This window comes from Pseudonocardia tropica, from assembly GCF_040105315.1.
GTDB lineage: Bacteria > Actinomycetota > Actinomycetes > Mycobacteriales > Pseudonocardiaceae > Pseudonocardia > Pseudonocardia alni.
The window spans coordinates 1-12,361 of sequence record NZ_JBEDNP010000037.1; the positions used below are offsets into that span (position 1 = coordinate 1).

A 12,361-nucleotide genomic window follows, 5' to 3' on the forward strand; every position below is an offset into this window, starting at 1 on the left:
AGTCTGCTGAGCCGCGCCACAAGCGCGGCACAGCCGGGTGCTGCAGCCGGGTACGGGCCACTCGTCGACGACCCGAAGGGCATGCTCGCGCTGCCCGAGGGGTTCTCCTACCGAGTGGTCACCCAGGCCGGGAAGACCCGCCTGTACTCCGAGCACGCCTCCCCCGGGATCCACGACGGTGCCGCCGCGTTCCCCGCTCCGGACGGGAACGTGCTCGTGGTGCTCAACCACGAGGTCCGCGGCGGCCCCGACGACGGCGGCGCCGTCCCGCACCTGCACGGCTACACCTGGCGCGAGGACGCCGGCGGCGGCTGCACCGTCGTCAAGACCACCCCCGACGGCGAGCTCATCTGGGAGACCGTCGCACTCGCCGGGACCTCCACCAACTGCGCCGGTGGCGTCACCCCCTGGGGTACCTGGCTGACCTGCGAGGAGACCGACAAGGACGGTCACGGCTACGTCTTCGAGGTCGACCCGGTCGACCTGCAGGCCAACCGAGACCCGCAGCCGATCACAGCCCTCGGCCGATTCGTCCACGAGGCCTGCTGCGTCGACCCCGACACCCTCACCATCTACCTGACCGAGGACACCTCCAACCCCTACGGCACCGTCTACCGCTGGACCCCACCCACCGGGTTCCGCGGCCGCAGCGGCGCGCTCAAGGCCCTCGACGCGGGAGCCGGGGAGCTCGCCGCGATGGCGGCTGCCGACCGGTCCGGCAAGGTCGTCGCCGACCTCGACCAGGCCGACACCGTCGGCACCTCCTACACCGTCACGTGGGTGCCGGTCACCGACCGCGACGCAGCGCGGGGTCCGGTTCGCTCGCTCGACGGGATCACCCGGGCGAAGAAGCTGGAGGGCGTCTGGTGGGCCGACCACGACGGCGCCCCCGGCGCCTACCTGGTCTCCAGCTTCTCCGACTCCCACCGCGGCCAGATCTGGCACTACGACCCCAAGGCCTCCAGCTTGACCCTGACCACGGTGTTCGCCGTGGAGGCCGACGGCGAGACCGTCGAGGCACCCGACAACATCGTCGCCGCCCCGTTCGGCGGGCTGATCGTTTCCACCGACGGCGACGGCGACAACCACCTCGCCGGCGTCACCGACGACGGGACCGCCTACCCCATCGCCCGCAGCCAGATGGGCTCGGAGTTCACCGGCCCCACCTTCTCCCCCGACGGGACGGTGCTGTTCGCCGGGATCCAGCAGCCCGGCACCCTGTTCGCCATCACCGGCCCGTGGACCGGCCCGTCTACGTCGGGAGGGGACCGGGCACCTGCTCGATCCGCGGTGCCAGAGCGCGGAGCACAGCCGGACGCCGACGAGGACAAGGCGCAGACGGCGGAGGGAGCGCGATGATCGGCGGCCGCGGCAGCGGCGAGTCCGACACCGACCTGATCATTGCTGCCGCCGCGATCGCCGCTGCCGCCACCGCGACCGCCGCGTTCTGGCTACTGCAGCTCGCCTTCTGGATCGCCAGCGGGATCTCAGCCACGGCTACGTGGCCGACGCTGGCCGATCTCGCGGCGGTCCTCGGACTCCACCTGCTGTCCGACGCCGAGCACGCCACCGCCGTCGACGGTGCGCGCGGCCTGTTCTGGGCCGTCGCGGCCGTCCTGGAGACGAGCCTGATCCTGATCCTGGTCGTGGGAGGGCTGGCGTCCTGGCGCCGGTGGGGGCCGACACCAGCAGGGCACGCGACGCGGGCACAGATCAGGCGCGAGTTGTCCGTTCAAGCCTGCCGGCGAGCTGCGGAGCGCACCCGGCCGGGACTCACCGCGGTCGAGCGGAGGTCCGCGGTCGCGGAGGACATCGGCATCCCGCTTCCGAAAGGCCCTGCTGGACACCTCTACGCCCCGTTCGAGAACCCGTCGGGGACGCTCGCCCCGACGCAGACTGGGAAGTCACGCCGGTTCTTGGCCCCGATCTGTCTCGCGGCGCCCGGCGCCCTGCTGTGCAGCACGACGAAGCCGGACCTCCTGATGCTGACCGCGATGGCCCGCTCCCGGCGACAGATGCCCGGGCCGATCCTGGTGTTCGACGCGACGGGCACGGTTCAGTGGCCGGCCAAGCTGCGCTGGTCGCCCGTGGCGGGGTGCGAACGGTTCGAGGTCGCAGAGCGACGAGCGCGCACGATGGTCGAGGCCTCCGCGGTGTTCGTCGAGTCGAGCGGGGGGACGGGCGCCGGCAACGACAGGGTCTTCCGTGAGCGCGCCGTGGGGGTGCTGGCTGCCTATCTGGTGGCAGCGGCGAAGGGCGGGCACGGGATTGCACGAGTCGTGGGGTGGGGGCTCTCGCGCAGCGATGAGCCGATCGAGCTGCTCGAGTACGAGTTCCCCGACCGCGCGCGGAATCTCCGAGCGGAGATGTCGATGGTCGCGGAGACCTCCGACGCCGTGTGGATGAGCGTGCGGCGAGTCCTGGCGCCGTTCCAGGACTCGACGCTCAGCGAGCTGTGCTCGCCTGGGCCTGGCGAGGAGTTCGACGCTCAGCGCTTCATCGGGCTGGGGGGAACGCTGTACCTCATCGCGGGCCAGCGCGAGGACGGCGCGATCGCACCGGTGCTGACGGCGCTCGCTGAGGAGTGGATCGACGCAGCTCGGTCGATGGCACTGCGTTACCCCAGCGAACGACTGGACCCACCAGCCACCGTGGTGCTCGACGAGCTGCCTTCGGCGACCCCGGTTCCCGACCTGCCGGCGACGCTGGCTGACTCGGCCGGTCGTGGAGTTCTGATCCACTGGGCTGCTCAGTCCAAAGCCCAGCTCGACAACACCTTCGGTCGGGACAGAGCAACGATGTTGCTCGACAACTCGGCCCTCATGGCGGTGTGGGGCGGCTTGAAGGACGGGTCGACGCTGCAGTGGTTGTCGTCCATCCTGGGCGACCACGAGCGCGACCGCGTTCAGTCCCCGACGGGACTCTTCGGGTCTGGTCGAGGCGCGACTCGCAGCAGGGAGACCGTCCCTACTTTTCGACCGTCGGCGGTGCGAACAGTCGAGAGGGGAGCGACGATCATCGTCTTCCGGCATTTGCGAGCAATCTTAGGACGTACAGTCGACATCTACGACCGAAAGGATGGTGACCAGTTGCGCGACGATGTCGAGACCGTCGGGACGGGGCGCCCTCCGATCGACTCGCGGGGTTACCCATCTCAGAGCGACCGACTCGGCCGACCTGAGCGCGGCGGTGTCGCTCGTACGAACATCATTGCAGCTCAAACCACCTTCAAGCGATAGCACTGGTGATAGCTAGAACGACAGCATCGACACGTGACCTAGCGCCTGCAATCAGCACTGATCGCAAATGCACGGTAGCCACTGATGCAACAGCGGCACTGGCAGTGGCATTGACATCAGCAGCACCAACCGTGTCATACATCGCATTACCTAGCACGCTATCCACTGCAGCTAGCACCACAGCTACGTTAGCTTGTTAGTACAGCTCTAGGCGTACTCGTCTGACTCTGCACGAGTATCCGGGCAAACAACGCCGCATCTTCTGCCGCCACACAGCGCACATGTCTTCCTGCTTGTTGCCACACCTCCGCACACCGCTGTTTGCGCAGCCGCGTACGCCGTCGTGAGCACACGTGTCTGGCAGACTGTCAATGGGCCTCAGCGCGGCACAGCAGGTGCGGGCGTGTCGGTCCTTGCTGAACCGCGGATGACCCCGTACACCTAGTCCGCTCGCTGCGCGCAGGCCTCGACGAGCAGATGCGTGCCCGCGGCAGCCTCTAACCGAGCGTGACTTAGGGTGTGGCGATGTCGACAGGAGAGACGATGGCCAGGCACGCCGAGCAGCTGGCACGAGAAGATGCACTCTCGCGGACCATCGCACTCGTCAATGACAAGGGCGGAGTCGGCAAGACGACGTTGGCGGTCAACCTAGCGGGGCAGCTGGCCGCCGCCGACTTCACCTGCCTGCTCGTCGACCTCAACCGCCAGGCCAACGTCGCACGGGATCTCGGCTATCGGGACACCCCGAGCGACGACCACGGTCGCAACCTGTTCGACGCGATCACGGGCCGGTCCGCGTTGATGCCGATCCCCGGTGTCCGGCAGGGCCTCGACGTCGCGCCCGGCGGAACCGAGCTCGACGACCTGGTGGCCTGGATGGTGACCCGGATGGGCCGCGAGGGTCCATCGGCGAATCTGGCGTTGGCGAACGCCCTCGCCCCGGTCGCGCCCAACTACGACTTCGTGGTCATCGACTCACCACCGGAGGCGACCTTCCTGGTCGATCTCTGTCTGTATGCCGCTCACTGGATCCTGATTCCGACGCGCAGCGACGGCGCAGGCCTCGACGGCATGGAGAACGTGGCGAAGCGGTTCAACGTCGCCAAGCAGTACAACTCCGGGCTGAGTCTCCTGGGCGCTGTTCTGTTCGGCACCGGGGTGCGGTCGACCAGCATCCACGACGAGGTGCGTGCTCAGCTGGAGTCCGCCTTCGGCGGAGACTCCCCGCTGTTCTCCGCGTTCATCCGGTTCAGTGAGAAGACGGCGCAGGACGGTCGACGGCTCGGGCGTCTCGCGCACGAACTGGAGGAGGACCTCGCTGCCCAGCCGGCCTGGTGGCAGGAGCTACGGGACGGCAAGCGTGGGTCCCGGATCTCGTCGACCGCCGCCTCGGTGGCGGGCGACTACCGCGACCTCGCCCTGGAGGTCCTGACCGTTCTCCGCGAGGCCGAGGAAGCCGCGGAGACCATGCCCGCTGCAGAAGGAGCGCAGTGATGAGCCTGAACGACACCTTCGGCAAGTCCGCACGCAGTCTCGTCTCCCCGGGCCGCCGCCCCGCTGCCCCCTCCACGACGCCGCAGGCGGCGCCCCGAGAGCCCCAGGCGCCTGCGCCAGAGGCAGCGCCGGCACCCGCGCGCGAGCCCGAGTCGGCCGCTCCGCAGCGCACCGCCACGGAGCCCGAGCAGCCCAGCACGTCCGGGAGCGCCACGCCGGTTCCCGAGCCTGGAGCCACGGCCGGGGGCACTGACGCCTACTCCGCGGGCGCGGAGGCCACCTCCGGATCGATCATCTATGTCTCACCGACCCTGCGCGACACCCTCGACGGTCTCCGCAAGCGTCAGCGCTGCACCAACGCTGATCTGGTCTTCGACGCGGTCGACCGGACCCAACAGCAGCTTGCCGACATGGTCGCCCGCCAGCATCGCCAGGACCGTCCGGCGAACAGCTTGTTCGCCGGACGTGCCAGCCGGACCCGCCAGCGTGCGGCGACTCCGGGCGACCGGACTGTCCCGTTCACCTTCCGAGCGACGGCGGCCGAGCTTGCGGTCATCGACGAGCAGGTCGAGCGCACGGGAGCCAGCTCCCGCAGCGTGCTGCTCGCTGTCGCGCTGGAGGCCGCGTACGGCCGTGGGCAGCGCCGCAGGCGCTAACCACCCTCCCGCACCACCGGACGGAGGTCAGTGGGGGAGCAGGAGGGCTCGATAGCCCTCCGCGAGCTCCCCGATGAGGTCGGTGGCCGCACGGCCCCCGACCGACGCCTGGTGGTACTGCTCGAACAACCGCCGGAAGTAGTCGACGTCGGCGGGATCGTTGATGTCGGCCGATGCGACCTCCAGCCCCAGCACGACGACGTCGTCGTAGATGTGGAACCCGCCGCCGGTGAGCGGTTCAGCGACCGGCCGCTGCATCGGCAGGATCCGCAGGTCGACGTGCGGCACCTCGCAAACGGCTCGGAGCGCGTCGAGCTGCTCGGCCATCAGCTCCGGTGAGCCGAGCTGCACCCGCAGCGAGCCCTCGGTCTGTACGAGCCGGTACCGACGGTTGGGATCGGTCAGCATCGCCTCGAACCTCTTGCGCCGGTCCGCGACGGCGGGGTGGTCCTGGTCCACCTGCATCGCGAGCGCCGCGTAGGCGGGGGTCTGGAGGAGTCCCAGGACCATCCCGGTCTGGACCGCGTCGACGCTCTGCGCCTCACCCTCGATGCGGCGCCACCGCTGTTGAGCGTGCAGCGTGTTCCCACGCTGAACGACCAGACGGCGATCGGTGCGGCGCTCCCGCGCCCCCCGCACTGCGGCCTCGATCTCCGCGGTGGCCTGAGCCGGTGCACCGTAGGCGCGGCACAGGGCCGTCACCACTGCGTCTTCTGGGAACTGTCCGCCCTGCTCTGCTCGGGAGACGACCTGCTGCGTGATGGTCTTGTCCGAAGGCAGGAAGAGGTTCGCTGCGCTCGCCGCCTGCGGCTGCGTCAGGCCGGCGTCGAGCCGAAGGGTGCGCAGTGCGCTGGCCCAGCTCGGCCGGGTGACGTCGTCGCGGGAGGCGGGCATCGGGCTCCTATCGTGTCAGCTGCCGGTGCAGCTCCGGATGGCGGTGCCACCACGTCGTCACCGGCTCGGCGACGTCCCAGCACGCCGAGATCTCCCGCCGCGCTTCGCGCACGAGTCGTGGCGCGGACTCCGCGCCCAGGAACTGGCCGTCGGCGTCGTAGTGCATGCGGGCGAGGTCCCGGTCGTTGATCAGCCAGTAGTCGAAGTCGAGCAGCTGGGGGATGGGGTGCTCGCCGTGGCGCAGGACGCGCACGTCCTCCCCGGCCTCGACGTTCTGCAGGTATCCAAACTCGATCGAGTACCGCTCGTAGTCGGTCAACGCCGCGGAGAGGATCCGGATACGTCGCCTGACCTGGCCGTTCGCACGCTCCTCGCGCAGATCTTCGATGGTCTCTGCGCGCGCCGCCGACACGGGTGCGGAGGCGCCGGTCTTCCACGCTTCGAAGTCGTCGCCGTCCGAGCTCACCGCGTACGCCGGTAGGCGTTCCATCCTGGTCAGGGTGTCGCCCGGCGCTGCGTAGCGGGACAGGATGAAGCGACCGAGGCTGTCCAGGTACTCGGTCACGCGATCACCGCCAGATCCCGTGCCGGGACGGTCCCGAGCTGCTCGTTGCGGGAGATCAGGTCGCCGAAGTGCGCCAGGACCCGCGGGTCCCGCACGGCGGAGGTGATGACGTAGCGACGGGCGGGGTCGAGCACCTCATCGGCCACGTGCCGGGTCCGGTCGAACAGTGCGTTGCGCTCGTCGAGGAATCCGGCTGGTAGCCAGCCGACGATGTCGCCGGCCTCGAGGAGGTCGCGGAACACCGCGTGCTCGGCGGGGGTGGCCTGCTTGGACACGACGTACCTCCTCTCCGGGTCGACGTCGAGGTCGTGGACCGACGGGCAGTCCCACTTGTTGGGGCAGTCGTCGGCGGTCGTGATCAAGGTCGTGACCTTCATACGGGGTCCCCTCCCGATGCGGCGTGACGGCATCAGTGTGCGGGGCGACGTACCGCAGGTCAACTTGCGTACGCAGACTATCATTGCGTATGCTGGTGGAGAAGACGACGGCGGGTCCCCTCCGCCTCGTCTCCCGCCCGGCGCAGCCCCAGCGGGCTGTCCCTCCGAGCGGACGGTCCCGGCAGGTGCAGGCACACCTGCCGGGACCTGGATCGACCAATCCCGGGTGCATAGAGACCAGGAGGCACGACCCGATGAACAGTTTTCCACGGCACCTTCGAGGCCCCAGCACGACCGAACCCACCCTCATCGCAGTGAGCCTCGGCGGGGGAGCGTTCCTCATGTCCCTGCTCCCGCTCGGCGCTCAGATCACCTCGGTCGCGGCCGTCGCCGGGGGCGCCGCCGCCATCGGCGCGGTCCGCCGCGAGCTGCGGATCCGCCGCCGCCTGCGGGCGCTGGACACGGCGGCACCCGCAGCGGTCGCCCCGTCCTCGTCCGGGTCTCAGCCGGTCGAGGCCCGCACCGTGACGGGGGCGGCGCAGTGAGCCGGGCCGGCGGTTCGGCGATGCCCGACACTGTCGCTCTGATCAGCGCGGCCGGTGTCGAGCACCAGGTCTCTGACGCCGAGCTCGGCCTCGGCCAGCCCGATGGTCGCTATCGGGCGCTGTGCGACGAGGTGTTCACCGTCGCAGCGCTCTCAGCGCCTGCAGAGCGCTGCTGCCGTGGCTGCCTCGTCGAGCTGGTGCCTCGGCCGGACGAGCACGCAGCGGACAGCCGGAGGCAGCGCCGTTCGGTGGCCACCTGGGCCCACGCGCTGCTCGGCCGGCTGGCCCGACTCGAGGGGATGGCGCCGTCGTGCTCATGACCTCGCCTGGAGCCCCGGCCCGCCGATGCACCTCGATGGAGGAGCGATGACCATCACCAACCCCTCCCGGAACGAGACCGGTGCCTTGGAGCGCTGGATCGCCGCTGGTGACACCGCGGACGAGTTCTCGGGCGTCGTCGACGGACCGGCTGCGCGTTTCGGCCAGGACGGCGAGGAGGCTGCGGCACCGGACGACCGCCTGGTCCGCATGGCCGCGGAGCTGGAGACCGCACGCGGCGAGGCCGAGCTGCAGCGTGATCCGGCGTGGCTGGCCCGCCAGTCCCCTGGGGAGATGCGGCGCGAGCGCCGCCTCGCTCGTCAGATCCGTGGCGGCCGTCGCCGCCAGATCTACACCACCGTCCGCAGCGAGCAGGCTCGCCAGCTCGCACAGGTGCGGGCGGAGAACCGTATCGCCGCGCGCGACGTCAACGATCAGATCTGGCACCGCCGCGCGCTCTCGCGCCGACAGCGGATGCTCGATCCGACCTCGCGGCTGGCGAGCCTGCAGCGTGTCACCTCCGCAGCCTCGGCGGGCCTGATCGCGGTCGCGGTCGCGGGGGTGGTCTGGACCTCGGCCGGGGTGAAGAACGCGCTGGTCGGGCCGGATGGATCCGCGCTGGCCTACCTGGCCGAGCCCATCTTCTCCGTCCCCCTGATCGTGCTCATGGCCGTCACTGCGGTGGCCGCCCGGTTCGGACGGAAGTTCCCCTCGAAGGAGCACCGCACGAAGGTCTACGCCGTCGAAGCGGGCCTACTGCTGGCGTCGATCGCGCTGAACACCTTCCCTTGCTGCCCGGCACCGGAACCTGGCAGGGCGCCACCGTGCTCCTCGCACACCTGGCGCCCCCGGTGCTCATCCTGATCGCCGTCGTCCTGCAGCCTCTTGTGACGGGCTTCCTGGCCGAGATCCTGGTGGAGGTCGGTGAGGACGTCACCGGCAACAGCCGCCTCGACGAGGAGACCGTGTCCTTGGTGCGTCTGGCCACGCGTGTCCGGATCGCGGTCGCCTACGGCCGACTCGAGGAGAACCCCGACACCGGGCTGCCGAGCATCACCGCGATCGGCAAGTACCTCGTCCGTGAGAAGGCCGTCGCGCAGCAGGTCCACGCGCTGCTGCAGGAGTGGGGCGAGGGAGAACGGGCGGTCTCCGCGGCCTCGACCGTCGAGCAGGAGCCGGCCCGATGAACGGGGCGGTGCCCGACGGGCTGCTCACCCTGGGAGTCGTCTGCCTCGGCCTTGTCGTTACCGCGGGAGCGGTGGCGGCGACGTGGCTGGCCAGCCCCGAGGAACGTCGCCGGCACCAGCGCGCGCTCGCCGGTCCGCTGCTCGCTGCTGTCGCGGCCGTCGGTTCCGTCGTGGTGGCCGGGGCGCCGTCGATCCTGGTCGCCGCGGCGATTGTCGTCGCGGGTGTCGGGGTCCTGCTCTGGTGGCAGCGCCCTGCAGCGCGGGTGCGGCGGCTCTACGGACACGGGGGGTGGATGGGTGTCCGGTCCTACATCGAGGCGGCGACCAGGCGCGCCACCCGGACCGTGAATCCGCCGGCCCCCCGCGGGGACGGGACCGCCGCACGGCCGGTCAACCGCCATGGCGCCATGCTCGGACGGCTGGTCACCGGCCCCCTCCTCATCAGGGGTCTTCGTGTCCTCTCGGCGTGGACCCGCGGGATCCTCATGCTGGGTCCTCCTGGCTCGGGCAAGACGTCGATGCTGGTCGGCCTCGTGCTCGATGCTCCCGGGGCCGCCTACGTCTCCTCGACCAAGACCGAGCTGTTCGACCTCACCGCCGACTTCCGCAGCCAGCACGGCGCGGTGCGGGTCTTCAATCCCACCGGTCTCGGTGGTCGTCGGTCGACCTTCGCGTGGAACCCCCTCAGCGGCTGTACGGACGGCGCGGTGGCCGACAAGCGGGCCCGGGCGCTGGTCCGCGGCGGTGGCGGCGCCGCGGGCTCCGGATCCAAGGAGTTCTGGGCGGACAAGGCGTCGGAGATCGTCCGCTGCTACCTGCTCGCCGCGGCGTTGTCCGGGCGGACGATGACGAACGTTCAGGCCTGGGCGCAGAACGCCGACGACTCGACCCCGGTCGAGCTGCTGGAGCAGTACGAGGCCGACGTCCCGATGGGGTGGCTCGACAGCCTGCGCCGCCACCTCAACGCCGCGCCGAACGAGCGCTCCGGCTACTTCGCCGCTGTCCTTCCCGCTGTCAGCTTCATGGACAACGCGACGGTCGCCGAGGCGTGCACCCCGCGCGACGAGAGCGAGACCGACCTGGCGGAGTTCGTCGCGGGGACCGGCACCCTGTACGTCATCGCGGGTGAGGGCGATCGCCGCATCGCGCCTCTGATCACCGCCCTGACCGAAGCCGTGTTCGAGACGGCCAAGATCGTGGCCGCGACCCGCGGCGGTCGGCTCTCCCCGCCACTGGCGATGTTCCTCGACGAGGTCGCGAACACCACCCCGGTGCCCCTGGACCACTGGGCCGCGGACTCCCGCGGATGGGGCATCTCGATCGTCGCCGTTCTGCAGGACCTCGCCCAGCTCAACAGCCGCTGGGGCGACGACGCCGCATCGACGATCTTCAACAACCTGCCGACCAAGGTGGTGCTGCCCGGCGTCGCGAGCAAGGAGGACCTGGAGCGCCTCGCCTACCTCGCCGGGCCTCGGTGGGACCGGCGCAACGCCGAGGGCGGCGACAAGACCTGGGAGACATCCGAGGTGGTCTCCGGTGGCAACCTCTACAAGCTGCCCCGCTGGCACGCCTTCGTGGTCGGCATCGGCCCTCAGGCCGCCATCGTTCGCTTCGTGCCCGGCTTCCAGCAGATTCGTCGTGCCCGGCGGAAGCTCCGCCCGGCTGCCACCGGGTCGATGAGCAGAGGGCCCGGGATGACGGTCCCGCCGGTCCATGATCCGATCCCTGCTCATGAGGAGTGGGCGCCGGGAGACGAGCCGATCCGCACTCGAGCCGGGGCGATGAGCTGATGAGCAACGACGGGGACCAGGACACCGGCGACGGCTGGGGCCACGAGACCGAGCAGGAGCTGCGGGACGAGGCCGATGCCGCAGCCGTGCGCCGACACCGCCTGCTGCGTGAGCGGGTCGACGCCGTCGACCGCGACCTCGCCGAGCTGCGTGCCGCGCACGCCGACCTCGCCTCGACGGTGTCGGAGCGGCTCGCGCCTGAGTTGGAGGCGCTCGGGGCCGCCGTGACCGCGGAGCTCGAGCAGCTCCGCGGCGCGGTCACCGAGATGTTGGCCGAGCACGCGAAGGCCGAGAACCCTCCGGTCGACTGGGCGAAGCTCTCCGTCGAGGACGCCACGCAGCAGTGGGCGACGCTCGCGCGTTGGGTGGGGGAGGTGCTCGTCCCGGTCTACGGGATCACGCGCAACGAGCTCCCGGACTGCTGGCCATTGCACTTCACCGCCGTCGTCGAGCTGTCCTGGCTGCGCAGCGCCCACGTGCAGTCGTATCTGCCCGGCACCCACCCGCACATCACCGCCGAAGGGCACACCAGGTGGCGGCCGGCGGTGCTGGCCCGGCTGGCGGAGATCATCGCGAGCGGCGCAGCGGAGGAACGCTGTGAACCCGGGAAGCACCAGGGACGGGCCCTGCCCGCCGGGCCGGCGGCTGCCCAGCCGGGGAGCACACCGCGCAAGATGCTCGCTCTGCCGCAGCACTGGTGGTCGGCCTACCAGATCGGTTTCCATGACGATCTGGCTCGGCGTGCCCGCCGGCAGGAAACGCCTACCGAGGCGTGGCTCCCGGCTCCGCTGTCGTAGTAGCTCGGTCGACACACTCTCTTGGCTGATGGGCGGTCCTTCACGGGCCGCCCATCAGCCGTTCTGCGCCCATTTCCCGGCCGAAACCTGCGCTACCCTTGCTCACCGATGCTGTGACGTGGGAAAGGGAGGTGCGCCGTGGTCGACACCTCTGCCGCGCTCTCCCGATCACAGTTCACCACTCCGGATCGCGAGCCTGCAGACAGCGTGGAGCTGTATCTGGCAGCACCACTGACGGTCGGCATCCTTCACACGGAGGCGCTCCGGGGTGGTCACCGCGATCTCGCCGACGCGGTGGAGCACGCCCATGACACCGGCCTGGCGGCAGCGCTCGACTATCTCGCGGGTGCCGCCCTGCTCAAGGTCGGGCACCACACGAAGCTCCGGGCTTCGCGCACGTCCGTCGGTGCGTTCGAGGCTGGCGCCATCCCTCTCGCCACGGTGACGCACCTCCTGGTCGCGGCCCGCGACGGGCGCGTGCTGGGTGACGTTGCGCGGC

14 protein-coding genes are annotated in these 12,361 nt (G+C 70.4%); 11 read left to right on the top strand and 3 right to left on the bottom strand.

All coding sequences use genetic code 11. The features are described from left to right. From WHI96_RS26705 to WHI96_RS26720, 4 genes are all read left to right on the top strand, one after another. The coding region (locus WHI96_RS26705; protein ID WP_349302472.1) for an alkaline phosphatase PhoX at positions 1-1,359 on the top strand (1,359 nt) is incomplete at its 5' end. After that, on the top strand, positions 1,356-3,239 hold the full coding sequence (locus WHI96_RS26710; protein WP_349302473.1) for a type IV secretory system conjugative DNA transfer family protein: 1,884 nt from the start codon (positions 1,356-1,358) through the stop codon (positions 3,237-3,239). The genes WHI96_RS26705 and WHI96_RS26710, both read left to right, overlap by 4 nt. A 543-nt stretch (positions 3,240-3,782) precedes the next feature. Continuing rightward, on the top strand, positions 3,783-4,733 hold the full coding sequence (locus WHI96_RS26715) for a ParA family protein (RefSeq protein WP_345650265.1): 951 nt from the start codon (positions 3,783-3,785) through the stop codon (positions 4,731-4,733). Further along, complete coding sequence (locus WHI96_RS26720) at positions 4,733-5,389, top strand: hypothetical protein (protein WP_345650268.1); 657 nt, start codon at positions 4,733-4,735, stop codon at positions 5,387-5,389. The genes WHI96_RS26715 and WHI96_RS26720 overlap by 1 nt, the downstream gene beginning before the upstream one ends. 27 nt (positions 5,390-5,416) lie before the next feature. On the opposite strand, the gene WHI96_RS26725 is transcribed toward WHI96_RS26720, so the two are convergent. From WHI96_RS26725 to WHI96_RS26735, 3 genes are read right to left on the bottom strand one after another with little or no spacing between them, the layout of a single operon-like run. Continuing rightward, positions 5,417-6,283, bottom strand: a complete 867-nt coding sequence (locus tag WHI96_RS26725) for a Scr1 family TA system antitoxin-like transcriptional regulator (protein ID WP_345650271.1) — start codon at positions 6,281-6,283, stop codon at positions 5,417-5,419. Positions 6,284-6,290: 7 nt separating this feature from the next. Continuing rightward, positions 6,291-6,848, bottom strand: coding sequence for a DUF6879 family protein (locus WHI96_RS26730; protein ID WP_345650274.1), 558 nt, complete (start codon positions 6,846-6,848; stop codon positions 6,291-6,293). Further along, complete coding sequence (locus WHI96_RS26735; protein ID WP_345650277.1) at positions 6,845-7,225, bottom strand: hypothetical protein; 381 nt, start codon at positions 7,223-7,225, stop codon at positions 6,845-6,847. The genes WHI96_RS26730 and WHI96_RS26735 overlap by 4 nt, the downstream gene beginning before the upstream one ends. Positions 7,226-7,539: 314 nt before the next feature. On the opposite strand from WHI96_RS26735, the gene WHI96_RS26740 reads away from it, so the two are divergent. The 7 genes from WHI96_RS26740 to WHI96_RS26770 all read left to right on the top strand — a co-directional run. After that, positions 7,540-7,770 carry a hypothetical protein gene (locus WHI96_RS26740; RefSeq protein WP_345650280.1) on the top strand — a complete coding sequence of 77 codons (231 nt, stop codon included), beginning with the start codon at positions 7,540-7,542 and terminating at the stop codon, positions 7,768-7,770. A 20-nt stretch (positions 7,771-7,790) separates the two neighbouring features. Continuing rightward, entirely contained in the window at positions 7,791-8,090 is a 300-nt protein-coding gene (locus tag WHI96_RS26745; RefSeq protein ID WP_345650283.1) for a hypothetical protein, read from the top strand. A 46-nt stretch (positions 8,091-8,136) separates the two neighbouring features. Continuing rightward, positions 8,137-8,952 (top strand): hypothetical protein, encoded by an 816-nt coding sequence (locus WHI96_RS26750; protein ID WP_349302474.1) that lies wholly within the window; start codon positions 8,137-8,139, stop codon positions 8,950-8,952. Continuing rightward, entirely contained in the window at positions 8,913-9,275 is a 363-nt protein-coding gene (locus WHI96_RS26755; RefSeq protein WP_349302475.1) for a hypothetical protein, read from the top strand. Before WHI96_RS26750 ends, WHI96_RS26755 begins: the two co-directional genes overlap by 40 nt. After that, positions 9,272-11,065, top strand: coding sequence for a type IV secretory system conjugative DNA transfer family protein (locus WHI96_RS26760; protein WP_345650289.1), 1,794 nt, complete (start codon positions 9,272-9,274; stop codon positions 11,063-11,065). The genes WHI96_RS26755 and WHI96_RS26760 overlap by 4 nt, the downstream gene beginning before the upstream one ends. Beyond that, positions 11,065-11,862: a hypothetical protein gene (locus WHI96_RS26765; protein ID WP_349302476.1), complete on the top strand. Its 798-nt coding sequence runs from the start codon at positions 11,065-11,067 to the stop codon at positions 11,860-11,862. Before WHI96_RS26760 ends, WHI96_RS26765 begins: the two co-directional genes overlap by 1 nt. Positions 11,863-12,000: 138 nt before the next feature. After that, the coding region (locus WHI96_RS26770) for a hypothetical protein (RefSeq protein ID WP_349302477.1) at positions 12,001-12,361 on the top strand (361 nt) is incomplete at its 3' end.